16 protein-coding genes and 1 pseudogene are annotated in these 16,384 nt (G+C 57.9%); 5 read left to right on the forward strand and 12 right to left on the reverse strand.

All coding sequences use genetic code 11. The features are described 5' to 3' along the window. Together ACUVTU_RS06955 and cooS are read right to left on the reverse strand one after the other, a co-directional pair. A pseudogene (locus ACUVTU_RS06955) lies at positions 1-340 on the reverse strand (acetyl-CoA decarbonylase/synthase complex subunit alpha/beta); the annotation flags it as partial. A 63-nt stretch (positions 341-403) separates the two neighbouring features. Then, on the reverse strand, positions 404-2,425 hold the full coding sequence (cooS, locus tag ACUVTU_RS06960; RefSeq protein WP_445889236.1) for an anaerobic carbon-monoxide dehydrogenase catalytic subunit: 2,022 nt from the start codon (positions 2,423-2,425) through the stop codon (positions 404-406). A gap of 375 nt (positions 2,426-2,800) precedes the next feature. Here cooS and thiE point away from each other — a divergent pair, with 375 nt between their 5' ends. After that, positions 2,801-3,454 (forward strand): thiamine phosphate synthase, encoded by a 654-nt coding sequence (gene thiE, locus ACUVTU_RS06965; RefSeq protein ID WP_445889237.1) that lies wholly within the window; start codon positions 2,801-2,803, stop codon positions 3,452-3,454. 85 nt (positions 3,455-3,539) lie between these two features. On the opposite strand, the gene ltaE is transcribed toward thiE, so the two are convergent. Then, entirely contained in the window at positions 3,540-4,592 is a 1,053-nt protein-coding gene (gene ltaE, locus ACUVTU_RS06970) for a low-specificity L-threonine aldolase (protein WP_445889238.1), read from the reverse strand. A gap of 171 nt (positions 4,593-4,763) precedes the next feature. Next, positions 4,764-4,952: a hypothetical protein gene (locus ACUVTU_RS06975; protein WP_445889239.1), complete on the reverse strand. Its 189-nt coding sequence runs from the start codon at positions 4,950-4,952 to the stop codon at positions 4,764-4,766. A gap of 277 nt (positions 4,953-5,229) precedes the next feature. Here ACUVTU_RS06975 and ACUVTU_RS06980 point away from each other — a divergent pair, with 277 nt between their 5' ends. The 3 genes from ACUVTU_RS06980 to ACUVTU_RS06990 all read left to right on the forward strand — a co-directional run bounded on the left by ACUVTU_RS06980 (position 5,230) and on the right by ACUVTU_RS06990 (position 7,193). Next, positions 5,230-5,964 carry a cytochrome c biogenesis protein CcdA gene (locus ACUVTU_RS06980; protein WP_445889240.1) on the forward strand — a complete coding sequence of 245 codons (735 nt, stop codon included), beginning with the start codon at positions 5,230-5,232 and terminating at the stop codon, positions 5,962-5,964. Between the two features lie 70 nt (positions 5,965-6,034). Further along, positions 6,035-6,619 (forward strand): 5' nucleotidase, NT5C type, encoded by a 585-nt coding sequence (locus ACUVTU_RS06985; RefSeq protein WP_445889241.1) that lies wholly within the window; start codon positions 6,035-6,037, stop codon positions 6,617-6,619. Beyond that, positions 6,609-7,193, forward strand: a complete 585-nt coding sequence (locus ACUVTU_RS06990; protein WP_445889242.1) for a TlpA family protein disulfide reductase — start codon at positions 6,609-6,611, stop codon at positions 7,191-7,193. Before ACUVTU_RS06985 ends, ACUVTU_RS06990 begins: the two co-directional genes overlap by 11 nt. Positions 7,194-7,211: 18 nt before the next feature. On the opposite strand, the gene ACUVTU_RS06995 is transcribed toward ACUVTU_RS06990, so the two are convergent. The 3 genes from ACUVTU_RS06995 to ACUVTU_RS07005 form a co-directional block, all read right to left on the reverse strand. Next, entirely contained in the window at positions 7,212-7,994 is a 783-nt protein-coding gene (locus ACUVTU_RS06995) for an ABC transporter permease (protein ID WP_445889243.1), read from the reverse strand. After that, positions 7,987-8,655, reverse strand: coding sequence for an ABC transporter ATP-binding protein (locus ACUVTU_RS07000; protein ID WP_445889244.1), 669 nt, complete (start codon positions 8,653-8,655; stop codon positions 7,987-7,989). Before ACUVTU_RS07000 ends, ACUVTU_RS06995 begins: the two co-directional genes overlap by 8 nt. 68 nt (positions 8,656-8,723) lie before the next feature. Further along, positions 8,724-10,388: a ribonuclease J gene (locus tag ACUVTU_RS07005; protein WP_445889245.1), complete on the reverse strand. Its 1,665-nt coding sequence runs from the start codon at positions 10,386-10,388 to the stop codon at positions 8,724-8,726. A 550-nt stretch (positions 10,389-10,938) separates the two neighbouring features. Here ACUVTU_RS07005 and ACUVTU_RS07010 point away from each other — a divergent pair. After that, positions 10,939-11,382, forward strand: a complete 444-nt coding sequence (locus tag ACUVTU_RS07010; protein WP_445889246.1) for a GNAT family N-acetyltransferase — start codon at positions 10,939-10,941, stop codon at positions 11,380-11,382. An 80-nt stretch (positions 11,383-11,462) separates the two neighbouring features. Here the strand turns inward: ACUVTU_RS07010 and dapA are convergent, their stop codons facing one another. The 5 genes from dapA to dpsA all read right to left on the reverse strand — a co-directional run bounded on the left by dapA (position 11,463) and on the right by dpsA (position 16,310). Continuing rightward, complete coding sequence (gene dapA / locus ACUVTU_RS07015) at positions 11,463-12,347, reverse strand: 4-hydroxy-tetrahydrodipicolinate synthase (protein ID WP_445889247.1); 885 nt, start codon at positions 12,345-12,347, stop codon at positions 11,463-11,465. Positions 12,348-12,389: 42 nt separating this feature from the next. Then, entirely contained in the window at positions 12,390-13,613 is a 1,224-nt protein-coding gene (dapG, locus tag ACUVTU_RS07020; RefSeq protein WP_445889248.1) for an aspartate kinase, read from the reverse strand. Between the two features lie 105 nt (positions 13,614-13,718). Continuing rightward, positions 13,719-14,735: an aspartate-semialdehyde dehydrogenase gene (locus ACUVTU_RS07025; protein ID WP_445889249.1), complete on the reverse strand. Its 1,017-nt coding sequence runs from the start codon at positions 14,733-14,735 to the stop codon at positions 13,719-13,721. Positions 14,736-14,796: 61 nt separating this feature from the next. Next, the gene (locus ACUVTU_RS07030) at positions 14,797-15,387 is read right to left on the reverse strand and encodes a dipicolinate synthase subunit B (RefSeq protein WP_445889250.1); all 591 of its coding nucleotides are present in this window, start codon (positions 15,385-15,387) and stop codon (positions 14,797-14,799) included. Between the two features lie 35 nt (positions 15,388-15,422). Continuing rightward, positions 15,423-16,310 carry a dipicolinate synthase subunit DpsA gene (gene dpsA, locus ACUVTU_RS07035; RefSeq protein ID WP_445889251.1) on the reverse strand — a complete coding sequence of 296 codons (888 nt, stop codon included), beginning with the start codon at positions 16,308-16,310 and terminating at the stop codon, positions 15,423-15,425. Positions 16,311-16,384: the final 74 nt, after the last annotated feature.

Consider the following 16,384-nt stretch of genomic DNA (forward strand, 5'->3'; position numbering starts at 1 on the left):
CGGCATACCAGGTGGCTTCGCCGGCCTTGCGGGCGTTGGCGAAATCGCGGTAGTCCTGCTTGAAGGAAGCGCGCATTCTATTCAAAATGGGCACCAGGTCGCCCAGAGTTTTCACTTCTTCACCGCTCAGGCAGCGGATAACGGGCAAATAGTAGGCAGTATCGGGATAGCCCACCGGGTGGTCGGCACCGTATTCGCGAATGGCCTGGTTGAGCAGAATTTCGGCATAGCTGACCGCGGTGATGGCCCCGTTGTAAGCCGACTTAAAGAGCGCTTTGGGCTCTTGGCCCGGCTCAATGACGCCCTCGAATATTTGATCAAAATTAATGGCTTCGGCCATTGTTTTTCCTCCTTTGTTCCCCGGCTCACCGGCAAAACGCCAGGCCGGCTTACGTAACCGGCATTACCAGCACTGACAGAGAGCGGTTTCCTGATCTTCCGCCATTTTCCTGTGTACGCGCAATTTCCAGGTACGATAATCCAGAGCGGCCAGCAACTTCTTGATGGCCATGTCAATATCGGGCTCCAGAATGAAATAGCCGCCAAAGACATCGCCGGCAATCTGGGTCAGGATGCTGTACACCAGGTCACAACCTTCCACCGGCGGCATGGTACCCACATGGGTGGGCAGGCCGATGGTGATGGCCCAGGTGCCGATGCTGGTCGCCTTGCCCGACATGGCTTCGGGAGCCGAGGCGACAAAGGGAACCTTGGGCGTATCCACACCCAGATCGTTGGCCATGAGCATTAACAGTTCCGCAGCCCGCGAGTTGTCCACACAGGAACCGATGTGGAAAACGGGCGGCAACGGGTATTTCAAATTGGCGTTCTGGCTGATCTTGCGCAGGAAGCTCCTCAGCCCTTCCCCGCAGTAAGTGTCCACACTGGCCGGATCCATCAAACCGGCTTTGGCACAGGCCTGAGCGTTGCAGCCCGTGGTAATCACAAAAACGTCGTTTTTGAGCATGGCTTTGGTGATCTCCAGGTGGGCCTGATCCTGGAAGGTCTTCAGGTTATTGCAACCCGCCATCAGGATCACCCCGCGCAGTTCACCGCTCAAAATGGCCTCATTGAGCACCCGTACCGGGTTGTCCGGATTGACGCTCCCAAACAGCTCAAAGAGGGCTTCCAGGCTCCAGCCGGCCACCAGCTTGTGCTTAACATTGGGAATGTGCACCGGGCGGCTGCCCCGTTCTTTGAAAGCTTCAATGGCCATGCGGATGACTTCTTTGGCGTTTTGCATGGCCGTGGCTTCCTGGTAGTCAATGTGCATGGCGTGCGGAATTTTCACAATATCCGAAGTAGTGATCAGGCGGGTACCGAAACACTGGGCCACGGTGTTCAGACCGGGCATGATGCACTGCACGTCCACCACCATGGCGTCCACCGCCCCGGTGCATATGGCCAGCTCCTGGGAAGAGAAGGAGGTCACAATGGGCACGCCCTGGCGCATGAGCACTTCGTTACCAGTACAGCAAATCCCGGAAAGCTGGATACCGGCCGCCCCGGCCGCCCTGGCTTCGCCCTCCAGTTCGCGGGCCGCCGCCACGATCATTTCGCTGAGCAGCGGGTTGTGACCGTGTACAATAATGTTCACCTTGGCCGGATCCAGCACCCCCATGTTGGCCTCACTGGCCACGGGCTGCGGAGTACCGAAAATGATATCGGAAAGGTCGGTGGCAATCCACTTGCCGGCCAGGTCGGCCAGCCCAACGCGCACCGCACTGAAGATTATGTTCACCGGATCGTTGTCCATGCCTACGTGGGCCTGGGTAACCAGATCAGAAATGGTGGCGTGAATACCGTGGGGCATAACATTGTGGCTTCTGTAGCGCTCGTTGCGGTCAGCGGTAACGGTCTTGGTAATCCAGGCCGCTTCCCCTTCGCCTTTGAGGCGGCGGAAATCTTCCAGGGCCAGTTCGGCCAGTTCGCGGGCCAGTTCCCGATCATTTTTGCCCTCGATTTCAATGCCCATTTTGGCACAGATGCGTCTAAGTTTCTCCGGGTCCTTAATGCTGTAATCGGGCGCCTTGCCCTCGGCCACCAGATGCAACGTATGGGCAATATGGTTGCCGTGCTGGGCGTGCGAGGCACAACCCGTGAGAATCATCAGCCCCACGCTGCGGGCTACAATGGTCCAGGAGTTGGCACCGCAGATACCCCGGCTGCCCGGCCCTTCATCGGACTTGATCCGGCAGGGTCCCATCATGCAAAAACGGCAGCAAATGCCCTTGTAGCCAAACTGGCATTGCGGTTGCTGGGCCACAACCCGGTCAAAGGCAGTGATCACGCCCTGCTCATGGGCAATTTCCAGCATTTCCAGCACGGCCGGGTCCACCGAGCGTTTGTAGCTTTTGGGATCAATCACCCGCGGCGTCATGTTGGACGGGCGGCTGGTCAGTTCAGGATCGCTAAACCTTGGCATTAGCTTAACCTCCCCGGTTTTTCTTCTTTTCTAAATAAGCAGCAGCCGTCAGGCTTCTAAATCCTCTGCCCTCCTCCCTCTTTTTAATAAAAATTCAGATATTTTCATTGTCAGTTAGTCATGCAATCAAATTCACTATAGCGCCGCCAGCAAAATATGAGCAAATGTTAAATTAGTTTATTTTCTATCATATTTGCAAAATATATCTCTCTATTGCCACATTACTTAAGATTACATTGTTTCGCACATATGAACTTTTAAACAATAGCCTAACCAAACTGCTGCGCTGGAAAATAGAAATGCGCATTGCCTGAAAAAAAGGTATAATCTATTGAGGAAAAAAATTATCTTTTCCCTGCCCGAGGAGGAGAAATCGTGCATCGACACACCTGCCGCGAATATTTCCAGGGCATTTATGCCCTGACCAGCTTTGAACACTCCCTGGGCCGTTCCAATCTGGAAGTGGTCCGGGAAATCCTGGCTGCCGGGGTAAAAATTATTCAATACCGGGAAAAAGAAGCCAGTAAAAAGCACAAGTATCAGGAGTGCCTGGAAATTCGCCAGCTGACCCGCCGGGCCGGCGCCCTGTTCATTGTCAATGATGATGTGGACATCGCCCTGGCCGTCGGGGCGGACGGAGTCCATGTGGGGCAGGACGATCTGCCGGTGGAGGTGGTACGCCGGCTGGTGGGACCGGATATGCTCATCGGCCTGTCCACCCATTCCCCCGCCCAGGCCCGGGCTGCAATCCAAAGCGGTGCCGACTACATCGGAGTGGGGCCCATCTTCGCCACCAGCACCAAAAAAGACGTCTGCGCCCCGGTGGGGCTGGAGTACCTGAGGTATGTGGCTGAGCATATAGACATACCTTTTGTGGCCATCGGCGGAATCAAGGAGCACAATATTGCGCAGGTGGTGCAGGCCGGCGCCCGCTGCATTGCCATGGTCACCGAAATAGTGAGCGCATCCGACATTCCCCAAAAAATAGCCGCCCTCAAGGCGGCCATGGAACGTGCCCGGGCCCAGTAAAACCCTGGCAACCAAACATGATGATGAATTATTTAACCCAAACTCGGAGTCAGGGCAAAGCCTGTCTGGGCAAATTGCTGAAAAATTAAATTCCCGTTTGCCCAGCGGTGCAGACCTCCTGCACCACCTCCAGGGCCTTTTCTATATCCGGCCGGCTGACATCGCTGTGGGTGACCAGGCGCACCAGGGCAGGACCGAATACGCTGACCAGCACGCCCCGCCCGGCCAGCCGGGCGGCAAATTGGTCCGCTGAAAGGCCCAGGCCGGACACGTCCACCACCACAATGTTGCTGTCCACCCGCGGCTGGGCCAGCGCCAGACCGGGCATGTCCGCCAGCTGTTCGGCCAGGTAGCGGGCGTGGGCGTGATCTTCTATCAGCCGCTGCCTGTCCGCCAGGGCCACCCGGGCTGCCGCGGCCAGCACGCCGGCCTGGCGCATACCGCCGCCCAGCAGCTTGCGGTACTTGCGCGCCCGGGTGATAAACTCCCGGCTGCCACAAAGCAGCGACCCCACCGGCGCACCCAAACCCTTGGAAACGCAAAACATCACCGAATCACAGCAGGCGGCCAGGTCGGCCGCCTGGCAACCCAGGGCCAGCGCAGCGTTGAAAAGGCGCGCCCCGTCCAGGTGCACGGCCAGGCCGCTTACCCGGGCCACCCGGGAAATCTCCTGCATGACCGGCAGGGAAAGCGCCATGCCGCCCCGCCGGTTGTGGGTATTTTCCAGACAAACCAGCCGGGTGGGTGGAAAATGCAGGTTGGCCGGCCGCAGCGCTTCCCTCAGGCGCTGCGCACCTTCCTCGGTACACAGGCCGTTAACAGGCCGCAGCTGTACAGCAGACAGCACGGCCGGTGCGCCCACTTCATAGTAGTAAATGTGGGCCTGCTCGTCCACCAGCACCTCATCACCCCGCGCCGTGTGTGTCAAAATGGCGATCTGGTTACCCATGGTACCCGAAGGAACGTAAAGCGCCGCCTCCTTGCCCAGGAGCTGCGCGGCTTCCTGTTCCAGGGCGTTCACTGTGGGGTCTTCGCCGTAAACATCATCGCCCACCACGGCTTCGGCCATGGCCCGGCGCATTTCCGGTGTAGGCCGGGTCACCGTGTCGGAACGCAAATCAATCAGCTTCTCGGTCATTGCTCATACCTCTTTCACCAAGTATTTTCCCCAATGGTTATGGCACAATCAACCTGTACACCCGACTGCCCCTGACCGTCACGCAAATATTTTACACCAGATCCCGGGCGATGTAACCGGTAAATATAAATGAATGAGCCCGGCTTACTTTACCGCCGGGCCGGTTGCCGTTCAGATTTCGGCATCATTGGAGCGGTGGGCATCCACATAGGATTCACCCAGGATATAGCCAATCACAATAGCAGCGAAGGCCAGCACGGTATCTTCTGGAATATTCATCCCCAGACCCTCATTGGCAATAACCAGCACTGCCGAAACCACCGCCATCCAGAACTTGCGGCTTTTCAACTTGGCCGGCACGGTCAAACACCTTCTTTACAGAGTAATCTTGCGGGCTTGCTAATATATTACTCCCCACACCGGCCTTTGGTGCCTGCCTACACCCGACCGGCCTGTCCCCAAACCTGCACCATAACTTAATCTTAAAGCATTTTTACTCCAGTAATTAACCGCGGATGCTATAATATCAACAACTGGTAATGCTGCCGGAAGAAACACCCCCACGCTGCACCAGCGGCCCGGTTGAACTCGAAACCATATTCCGGCAACGCATCACTGAAACAGGCTGGGGTGTAAAATGGAACAAATTGCCTGGCATATTTCCTTTGGCACCGCTTTCCTGCTGGGGCTGCTCTCTTTTTTTTCACCCTGCATCCTGCCCCTGCTGCCGGTTTATTTTTCCTACCTGGCCGGTCATGGCGTTACTCTGGAAAATGATCCTGGTGCTATGGGCTCCGGGAAAGCCAGGCTGCAACTCTTTACCCGCAGTATGTTTTTCGTCCTGGGCTTCGGCCTGGTATTCCTGCTGCTGGGGGCAGGTTTCGGCCTGCTGGGCACCCTCGGGCGGGCCCACCGCCCGGCCCTGGAAAAAACAGCCGCGATCTTGATCATGCTTATGGGCGCTCATCTGGCCGGGCTGCTGCCCCTGCGAGCCCTGTACCGCACCCTGGCTCCACTGCGCCTGGCCGGACGGCCGGGTACGCTTTCCGGTGCCTTGCTGCTGGGTCTGGCCCTGGGAGCAGGCTGGACGCCCTGCGCCGGGCCGGCCCTGGCCAGCCTGCTGGCCCTGGCCGGCAGCAGCCAGAGCGCCGGTTACGGAATCACCCTGCTGTTTTTTTACACTACCGGACTGGGTTTACCCTTCCTGCTTTCCGCCATCCTGCTGGAAAGGCTCAATCCGGTCTGGAATGTTATCCGCCGGCACCAAGGGCTGGTAGAAAGTATCAGCGGCGGGATCCTCCTGGCGGCAGGTACGCTGATGCTGCTGGGCTGGTGGAACAAACTGGCACTGTTTCTGCTGCCCGGCCCATGACACCATCACTTTCCCCCAGGACTGTTCACCCGCCAGGAGTACCATTATAAAAACCGGGGAGGGATTATTATTGCACAAGCTGGGCATTGACATCGACGGGGTGGTGGCCAACACCCAACCGGTAATTATCGACATTTTAAACAGGCTTTACGGCAAAAACTATTGCCTGGAAGATTTTTTTGACTTCAACCCGCAGAAAATGTTCGGCATCAGCCGAGAGGACATTTACCAAAAAGTGCTGGAGCATGAGCTGGACTTGATCAAATACTCCCAGCCCATGCCGCAGGCCGTGGAACAACTGCACCGGCTGGCCGACCACTACGAACTTTATTTCATCTCGGCCCGCAGCACCCATTATTACCAATATTCGGTTGACTGGTTTGCCAGATACAAGATACCCTACCGGGAAATCATTCACCTGGGCCAGCACCACAAACTGGAAACCGCCCGCCAGAAGCAGGTGGGCCTGTTCATCGAGGACACCCTGCCCAATGCCATCCACATTGCCCGGGGCAGCATCCCTGTCCTGCTGTACAACGCCACATACAACCAGGGACAATTGCCGGCAGGCATCACCCGGGTATATTCCTGGGATGAGATAGCCAGTATACTGTTAAAACAGGACCGGGAGGAAGTTACTGCCAGTGCGCCATAAATTAATTGCCCTGCTCACAGCCGCCACCATCATTGCCCTGGCCTGGTATTTGACCGGAAGAAACAGCACTGGAACATCCGGTCAGCCAACCGGGCAAAACACACCAATTATTGGGAAGGTATACCTGACCGGCAAAACTCAAACAGATCAGAAGGCGGAAAACCGGCCGGCCATCCCGGAATTCGTGGTTCAACCCGCCACGGGCAGTCCGCAGAATATCCGGACGGATTCCGGCAAGTATATTTTTATCAATTTCTGGAACACCTGGTGCCCGCCCTGCCGGGAGGAGATGCCCGACCTGGCCCGACTGTACCGGGATTACCGGGATAAAAACGTGGCCTTTTATTTTATCAATATCACGGCCGGGGAAAAAAGCCCGGCCGAGGTGGAGAAATTCTTGCAACAGCAGGAGTTAAATTTGCCCGTATATCTGGACGAAACGGGCAAGGTGGCCACAGCTTTCGGCGTACGGGCCATACCCACCACGGTAGTGGTAAGCCCCTCCGGCCAGCTGGTGTACGCCCGGGCCGGAATGTTAACATATGCGCAGGCTGCAGAGTTGCTCAAAAAATAGAGCGCTGCAGCCTTTTAATTACAACCGCAGCGCCCCCTCGCCATTGAACATCCGCCGGTAGGAGAGCAGCACCAGCAGCAGGCAGCCCAAGGCCACCGCCGCGGCAATCATCAGCATGACCACAATCTGGTAGCGCACGGCCTGCAAGGGGTCGGCCCCGCCCAGGATCTGGCCGGTCATCATGCCGGGCAGGCTGACGATGCCCACCACCATGAGCGAATTAATGGTGGGGGTCATACCGGCCCGCACGGCCACCTGCACACAGTCGCGCACCGCTTCCCAGGGTGTGGCCCCGCAGGCCAGCAAGGTTTCCACCTCCCCGGCCCGGGCCCGCACCTCGCTGTACAGGCGGTCCAGAGAAAGGGCGATGCCGTTCATGGAATTGCCCAGGATCATGCCGAAGATGGGAATGACCATGCGGGCGCTGTACCAGGGAACCGGCGAGATGATCAATTCCACCACAATGGAGCCCACCAGAAAAGTGCTGGCCGTCAGCGAAACAAAGCCCAGCCAGTAGGAGTAGTTGGAAACATTGGGCGTGCGCTGTACCGCCGTGCGGGCGGCCACCAGGCACATTACCAGCAGCATGGCCAGAACCAGCCAGGGGCTGTTGACTGCAAAGATATAGGTCAGTACATAGCCAATGAGGGTGAGCTGCACAAAAGTGCGCACCGTACCCCACAAGAGCGGTTTTAACAGGCCCAGTCTGAGCCACACCGCCACGCCCCCGCTGATTAAAACCAGAATTACCGTCAGGGCCAGCTGCCAGTTGCTGATGGGCACTACACCGGCATTACTCATTTTGCTCACCTCGCGGACTTATTTCTACAACCTTCCGGCGCGAAAAAAAACCGGCATCCTCCTCCCGGTGGGACACCAGTATGGCCGCCCGCCCGGGTACCGCCAGCCATTCTCCAATATACTGCAAAACGGCCCGCCGCGACTCCTCGTCCAGAGCCGCCGTGGGCTCATCCAGCAAAAGCACCTGCGGCCCGATTAACATGGCCCGTAGCAGGGCAATGCGCGCCGCCTCCCCGCCGGAGATGGTGCGCGCCTCCTGGTCCAGCAGTGCCGGAGCCAGATTTAACCGCGGCAAAGCATCCCGTACCAGACTTTCCTCAAAAGCACCATACTTTTTCACCTCGGCCAGTTCAAAAGGCCTTTTTAAATTATCCAGCACACTGCCGGCAAACAGGGCCGGCTGCTGGGCCAGGTAATGCACTCGACGGCGCCATAGCGGCGGTGGGATTTGCTGCCAGTCCACGCCGGCCAGCCGCACTGTGCCTGCCGCTTCCTTGAGGCGCGCCAGTGCTTTGAGCACTGTGGATTTGCCCGCTCCAGACGGGCCGCGCACCACCAGTACTGCCCCGGCCGACAATGCCGCCGTCAGTTCCACCCGCCGCCCGTCCTCTCCCCGGCCCGTGTGACAGACCAGTTTTTCTATTGCCAACAGAGGAGCCATCACTATTACCTCCCTTCCTCCGTACACCCCCGAATGGTGAAAGCGCAGGCTGAAAAGCCCGCGCTCCTTTATACCTCCATGATGATCGGCAGTATCATCGGCCTTCTCCTGGTTTTTTCGTACAAGAACTTGCCCAGCACATCGCGCACCTGGGACTTGATGGACGACCATTCCGTAAGACCCCGCTCGGTGCACTTCTCCAGTGCCCCCTTCACCTTTTCCCGCGCTTCCTCCAGCAGCGGCTCGGACTCCCGCACATAGACGAAACCCCGCGACACGATGTCCGGCCCGGCCATAATCTGACCGGACTCCCGGTTGATGGTCACCACCACGATCAGTATGCCGTCCTGGGAGAGCTGCTTGCGGTCGCGCAGCACAATGTTGCCCACATCGCCCACACCCAGACCGTCCACCAGCACACGTCCGGCCGTAACCCGTCCCGTCACCCGGCCGCTCTTGCGAGACAGCTCCAGCACCTGGCCGTTCTCCAGCACAAAGATATTTTTCTCGGGTATGCCCATCTCTCTGGCCAGGCGGGCGTGTTTGATCAGCATCCGGTATTCACCGTGCACTGGAATGAAAAACTTGGGCCGGGTCATGTTGATCATCAGCTTGAGCTCTTCCTGGCTGGGGTGACCGCTGACATGGATACCGGATACCGCCTCATAGATTACCTGCGCCCCCTGTTTGAAAAGCTGATCGATAATCCGCGCCACCAGCTTTTCATTGCCCGGAATGGGTGTGGCCGAGATAATCACAGTATCGCCGGGCAGGATTTCCACCTGGCGGTGGTCCCCCATGGCCATGCGCGTGAGGGCCGACATGGGCTCCCCCTGACTGCCGGTGGAAAGATAGACAATCTTGTGCTTGGGCAGCCGGGCCGCCTCATCCAGTTCCACCAGCGTGCCGTCCGGTATTTTCAGATAACCCAGCTCGTGAGCAATGGAGAGGACATTGATCATGCTGCGCCCCACCACCGCCACCTTGCGGTCGTAGCGGTGCGCCGTGGTAATGGCCTGCTGCAGGCGGTGGACGTTGGAGGCAAAGGTGGCCACGATAATTCTTTCTCTGGCCTGGCGAAAGGTCTCATCAAAGGTTTGCCCCACTACCGACTCGGACATGGTATAACCGGGCCGCTCCACATTGGTGCTGTCGGACAGCAGGGCCAGCACCCCTTTTTCTCCCAACTGGGCGAAGCGGTAAAAATCGGTCACTGCCCCGTCCACCGGCGTCTGGTCCAGCTTGAAATCACCGGTGTGCACTATGGTTCCCACCGGCGTGTGAATGGCCACGGACACCGCATCGGGCACACTGTGGGATACGCGGATGAACTCCACTTTAAAGGGGCCGATGTTCACTACATCCCGTGGTTTTACCCGGTGCAAGACTGCTTCCCTTTCCAGCCCGTGCTCTTTCAGCTTACCCTGCAGAATGCCCAGGGTCAGGCATGTCCCGTAGACCGGCAGGTTGAGCTGGCGCAGCACATAGGGCAGAGCGCCGATGTGATCCTCGTGGCCGTGGGTTAACACAATCGCCCGTACCTGTTCCCGGTTTTCCAACAGGTAAGTGATGTCGGGAATGACCACGTCGATTCCCAAAAGTTCCTCTTCCGGAAACATCATCCCGCAGTCCACGACCAGAATATTCTCCCCGTATTTGACCGCCATCATGTTTTTACCGATTTCCCCCAGACCGCCCAGGGGTATGATGGCCACTTTCGGTTCTTTGGACAATGATGCACCTCCCGTTTTACTCAATATACATTGTTTTTTCCTCTGTTCCGTCCTGCATCAGTATTAGGAGAAGGCCGGGAGGATATTCTGGCGGGCCGGATCTCGCTACCCTATTATAATAAATTTTCCCAGCCGGAACAACTGAAGGCCGGGCGGTTTGATTGACAAACTGCCTGGCCCTTTGTTAATATTATATTAACAACTGATTAATATATAATTAACACAGGGGGTGGGATCATGTTCTGCTCACCCGCAACGGAAAATAGCCTGCCGTTCCCGGCGGGGCGGGTTTACCGCAAACCCGTGCCTGCAGCATTGCAGCAAAAAGAAAGGGCCGGCAATGACCATCTTCCCGGCTACTTGCGAGAATTTTACAGCCCCCTGGAACTTCCACCGGCCCGTCAGGCTTTAAAAAGGTGGGTATTCCGGCTGTAAACAATGGTACAAGGCCGGGAGTTTACCGCGGCAATTATTTTGGGTAGTTGACTGAATAGACAAAATGACCGATGATCAGTACAGTGCCTGTAGTATAAACTGCCGGGGGATATTGATGAAAATTATTCGCTTGACTCCCTATTCGCCTTATTGCAAGGAATTTGAAAGTGAAGCGCTCCTGCACTTTTCCTGGCTGGGAGACATGAGCGGACTGAATTTTCACGGCATCCTGCTGGAGAATACCCTGGTAGCCCGGGTAGCCTGGCAGCTCGACCCCGGCTGGTGCAGTGAGCCGGGCGTGCTGGGCATTGCCACGCTGGAAACCCTGCCCCGCTTCCGCTGCCGGGGCTTCGGCCAGGCGCTGGTGAACTACCTGCGGGCGGGCCACCCGGAAAAACCGGTTGTTTTTGAAGTTAACAGCCCCTTCGCCTTCCACTTCTGGCAGCGCTACCGGCCGGTCTACCTGGGCCGGGGGCGGGGTGCGGCCAGCCTGTACAAAATCCCCCCGCTCATCGTTTGCCCGACCGGTTCCCAGCTGGCCCGGGCCGGACATTTTTGAGAGAACCGCAAATTTAAAAACCGGTCCCTGCCCGGGACCGGTTTTCGACATTTATTACATTATTTTACTGCGGCCTTACGCTACAGCAGTCCTGCCTGTTCCATGACCTTTTTAATGCTCTCCTTCTCCTGAGACGTAGCTTCCACCAGCGGCAGGCGCGGCCCGCCCACCGGCCAGCCCAGCAGTGTCATGGCCGCCTTCAGCGGCACGGGATTGGTGGTGATGAACAGGCCCTTGAACAGCGGATACAGCTTCAGGTGCAACTGGGTGGCCAGTTTGACATTGCCGGCCATAAAGGCGTTGAGCATCTGTTTGATCTCATTGCCCACCACGTGCGCGGCCACACTGACTATGCCCCGCGCCCCCAGAGCCAGCATGGGCAGAGTGAGCGAGTCGTCTCCGCTATAGATGGCAAAGTCATCGGGCAGCACGCGGCGCAGTTCGCTGACCTGATCCATGCTGCCGGCCGCCTCTTTGATGGCCACAATGTTGTCAATTTCCGCCAGCCTGGCCACTGTGGCAGGCAGCAGGTTGATGCCGGTACGGCCGGGTATGTTGTACAGCATCACCGGCAGATTGGTGCTGGCGGCCACAGCCTTGAAGTGCTGGTACAGACCTTCCTGGGAGGGCTTGTTGTAGTACGGGCAGACCAGCATCACGCCGTCTACACCGGCTTTCTCCGCCGCCCGGGTCAGTTCTATGCTGGCCTGAGTGTTGTAGCTTCCCGTACCGGCAAGCACCGTGGCCTGGCCCCCCACCTCCTCCACCACCGCCCGGAAAAGCTCCACTTTCTCCTCCTTGCTCAGGACGGGAGATTCCCCGGTGGTGCCGCAGACCACCAGACCGTCGGAACCGTTCTGCACCAGGTGGCGGGCCAGTTTCCTGGCCAGCTGGTAATCCACCTGCATATTTTTGTCATAAGGGGTGATCATGGCGGTAATCAGCCGCCCGAAGTCCGGTGTCAAGTCTATCACCTTCCCTTTCCGGGTATTTGCCTGATAAAACCCCTATTTGCCGATGAAGCGGCGGTAGAGGGCCCGCACGGCCTTTTCCATATCCTCCCGTTTGACCAGCACCCAGATGGTAGTGTGCGAGTCGTTGGACTGGAGAATCTGAATATCCTCCCGCGTCAGGGCCTCCACTATGCCGGCCATCACGCCGGGAACACCGGTCATGCCGGCCCCCACGGCGGCCACCTTGGCACAGCCCGGCGTCACCTCGGGGTTAAAACCGGTGGTTTCCAGCACCTGCAAGGCTTTGTCCGAAGTATCCTGCCGGACGGTGAACACTATCTGCTCCGGGTAAACGTTGATAAAGTCCAGGCTGATCCCGGCCAGGGCCAGCGCCTTGAAAAGGCGGCGCTTTTGTTTCAGTCCCTCGGCACCGGCATCTACACCGATCTTGAACTGCACCAGATCGGGAATATGGGTAATCCCGGTAATGGTCCGGTCCCGGGTGATATCTATGGTGCCCCGGTAGACTTCCCCGGTGCTGGTGACCAGGGTGCCGGGTGAATCGCTGAAGGTGGAGCGCACCCGCAGGGGTATGTTTTTTTGCATGACAATTTCCACCGCCCGAGGATGAACCACCTTGGCCCCCTCGTGCGCCAGCTGGCAGATTTCATCGTAGGTGACCACTTCCATGGGCCGGGCGTCGGAAACAATGCGCGGATCCACCGACATAATTCCTTCCACATCGGTGTAGATATCCACAAACTCGGCGCTCAAAGCCACTCCCAGGGCTGCCGCGGTGGTATCGCTACCACCCCGCCCCAGCGTGGTAATTTCCCCGTCCTCGGTAACCCCCTGGAAACCGGCCACCACCACAATCTTGCCCTCCCGGGCGTGCCTTAAAATATTTTCCGGCTTTACCTTCAAAATACGCGCATCGTTATAATTGCTGTCCGTAAGGATCCCGGCCTGGGCACCGGTGAGAAATATGGCCGGATGGCCCATTTTTTGCAAAGTGCCAGCCATGATCACTCCGGAAATAATCTCCCCGCAGGCCATGAGCAGGTCCAACTCCCGGCCCGTCAGATCCCGGTTGGCCTGCCGGGCAAAATCCAGCAGCGTATCCGTGGCAAAAGGGTCACCCCGCCGGCCGATGGCCGAAACCACCAGCACGGGTGTATAGCCATCCTCTTTGGCCGCAATGGCCCGCCCGGCCACCTGTTCCCGCAACTCCTGGGTCACCAGGGAAGTACCGCCAAATTTCTGTACAATAAACCGCATGCTTGCCCTACCTCTTTCTGTTAACTGCATATTGTTCACTGTTCGCCGCCGGAAGCGCGCCTGCCGCGGGCCGCGGACGGCTTCATACGGATTGGTAAAAGTATTTTATGATGCCATCAGGCAGTTGTACTTCACCAGCAACTCGGCTATCTGTACGGCATTGGTCGCCGCCCCCTTGCGGATCTGGTCGGCCACCACCCACAGGTTGAGGCCCGCCGGCAGGGAGTTGTCCTCCCGGATGCGACCGACAAATACTTCATCCTTATCCGAGCAATAAAGCGGCATGGGGTACTGTTTGGCAGCCGGGTCATCCAGCACCACCACGCCGGGAGCTCTGGCCAGCACCTCTCTGGCCCGGTCGGCGGTAATTTTGGTTTTGGTTTCAATATTGATGGACTCGGAGTGACTGCGGAAGACCGGCACCCGCACCGTGGTGGCGGTGATGCCGATGCTGTCGTCATGCATGATCTTGTGCGTTTCCTTGACCATCTTCCACTCTTCCTTGGTGTAGTCCATCTCCTGGAAGACGTCAATATGGGGAATCAGGTTGAAGGCAATCTGGTACGGGAATTTCTGCGGCGGATATTCTTCGCCATTGATCACTGCCCTTGTCTGGTTGGCCAGCTCGGTAATTCCCTCCGCACCGGCCCCGGATACCGCCTGGTAGGTGGAAACCACCACTCTTTTGATGCCGGCGGCATCGTAAATGGGCTTTAGAGCCACCACCATGATGATGGTGGAGCAATTGGGGTTAGCGATAATGCCCCGGTGCCACTGCACATCCTCCGGATTGACCTCGGGTACCACCAGGGGCACATCGGGCTTTAAACGGTAGTTACTGCTGTTGTCAATCACCACACAGCCCCTTTGCACGGCGGCCGGCCCGAATTCCAGACTGGCCGACCCGCCGGCAAAAAGGGCAATCTGCATGTCCTGAAAAGAATCCGGTGTGGTTTCTTCCACCACCAGGGTTTGTCCTCTAAATACCATCTGCTTGCCGGCCGAACGTGCCGTAGCGCACAGCCGGAGCCGGTCTACGGGAAAATTTCTCTCCTCCAGCACTTTTAAAAACTCCTGCCCCACGGCACCGGATGCGCCAACAATTACCACATTGAATCCCAACGACTATCCCTCCCGAATCTTTTACATTATGCTATCCCGGCCGGTGCCGCCACCGCAAGTGTTAGCCACTGAATGAAATAATTACCGGCTGGATTTGTTTCCCCTTCAGGGCCAGCAGAACGGTATCGGGTAGCAAATCCATTCTGGCTTTCAACGAGTTGGGCTTGCCGGCCGGACTGTCCTGTCCGAATGGCACCATGTACACGTGCTTGGTATTGAGTAAAAGACCGATATTTTTCGCGTTCAGGCCCAGTCCATCATTGGTAGATACTGCCAGCACCACCGGACGCTGGTTGCGCAGGTGGGCCTTGATGGCCATCAGCACGGGCGTATCGGTGATGGCATTGGCCAGTTTGGCAATAGTATTGCCGGTACAGGGGGCCACCACCAGCGCATCGAACATTTTTTCCGGGCCGACCGGTTCGGCTCCCACAATGGTATTAATCACTTCCCGTCCGGTAATCTGGTGCAGTTTTTGTTTGAGCGCCGCCGCCGTACCAAACCGGCTGTCGGTACTGTCCACGGAATAACTGACCACGGGAAAAACTTCCGCTCCGGCATTTTTCAGCCGCTCTATTTCCACCAGCACTTCATCCATGGTGCAGTGGGAACCGGTGAGAGCAAAACCAATCCGGACACCCTGCAAAGTCATGCCTTGAGCACCTCCCGCATGGATAGCAAGCCCGGTCAGGAGGAGACGGCTTCTATCAGCAGGCGGGGGATGACGTCGGCCAGAATCTCCCCGGCCGTACGGGGCGAATAGCGCCCCGGCAAACCGGGAGCAAGAATGGCTTTAATGCCCAGGCTTTCCGCACAGCCGAAATCGGTACCACCGGGCGCGGAAGCCAGATCCACAATCAGCGTGCCGGGCCTCATCCGCTGCAGCACCTCCCGGTGCAGCACCGGAGCAGGTATGGTGTTGAAAATGAAGTCGGCCCGGCCTACCACCTCCGGCAGCTGCCCCAGATCGCTCGCCCGGTGTCCCATTTCCCAGGCCCGGGCCCGCTGGGCCGGGCTGCGCGCCACCACGGTGGTATGCGCTCCCAGCGCTTTCAACATGCGGGCCAGCGTCATGGCCGTGCGGCCGAAACCGGTAACCACGCACTGGCTGCCGTGGATGGTGATGGGCATGTTCTGCATGGCCAGCAAAATAGCCCCTTCGGCGGAAGGAATGGAATTCAGTATAGCCACCTCATCAATCTCCATCACTTCCAGCAAAGCCAGTTTATAGCGTTCAACCAGCTTGCGCAAATAAGGCCTGGCCACACCCACCAAAAGAGGCGTACCGGGTTTCAGCTGGGCCAGATGCTGCGGCTGGAGGTACAGCGGATCTTTGGCATATACGGCGTGCAGCTTGCCCTCCTCGTCGGTTCCGGGCACCGGCAGGAGCACAGCCCGCACCCCCTGCAGAGCGTGTTCTATATCCTCATAAACCACCACACGGTCGGATTCCGACACAGGTAAACCTACTACCTTGACAGTAGCCCCCAGCTCCACCAGCCGCTGCATCACCAGCAGGTTGCGCTGGTCGCCGCCCAACATGGCCACGCCTATCCCGGAAAGACTGCTCAGCATGGCCCCCAACCTCCTCCTGACCAGGTCTCACATTTAACCCCAATATATGTGTCGCCCGATCAGGAAGTGCTTGT

The sequence above is a fragment of the Desulfurispora sp. genome (assembly GCF_052744395.1).

What these genes read in the sequence shown, in the direction of transcription:
- cooS (WP_445889236.1), bottom strand. Translation starts at nt 2,425, where the DNA reads ATGCCAAGGTTTAGCGATCCTGAACTGACCAGCCGCCCGTCCAACATG.
- ltaE (WP_445889238.1), bottom strand. Translation starts at nt 4,592, where the DNA reads ATGACCGAGAAGCTGATTGATTTGCGTTCCGACACGGTGACCCGGCCT.
- ACUVTU_RS06980 (WP_445889240.1), top strand. Translation starts at nt 5,230, where the DNA reads ATGGAACAAATTGCCTGGCATATTTCCTTTGGCACCGCTTTCCTGCTG.
- ACUVTU_RS06995 (WP_445889243.1), bottom strand. Translation starts at nt 7,994, where the DNA reads ATGAGTAATGCCGGTGTAGTGCCCATCAGCAACTGGCAGCTGGCCCTG.
- ACUVTU_RS07000 (WP_445889244.1), bottom strand. Translation starts at nt 8,655, where the DNA reads ATGGCTCCTCTGTTGGCAATAGAAAAACTGGTCTGTCACACGGGCCGG.
- ACUVTU_RS07010 (WP_445889246.1), top strand. Translation starts at nt 10,939, where the DNA reads ATGAAAATTATTCGCTTGACTCCCTATTCGCCTTATTGCAAGGAATTT.
- dapG (WP_445889248.1), bottom strand. Translation starts at nt 13,613, where the DNA reads ATGCGGTTTATTGTACAGAAATTTGGCGGTACTTCCCTGGTGACCCAG.
- ACUVTU_RS07030 (WP_445889250.1), bottom strand. Translation starts at nt 15,387, where the DNA reads ATGACTTTGCAGGGTGTCCGGATTGGTTTTGCTCTCACCGGTTCCCAC.
- dpsA (WP_445889251.1), bottom strand. Translation starts at nt 16,310, where the DNA reads ATGCTGAGCAGTCTTTCCGGGATAGGCGTGGCCATGTTGGGCGGCGAC.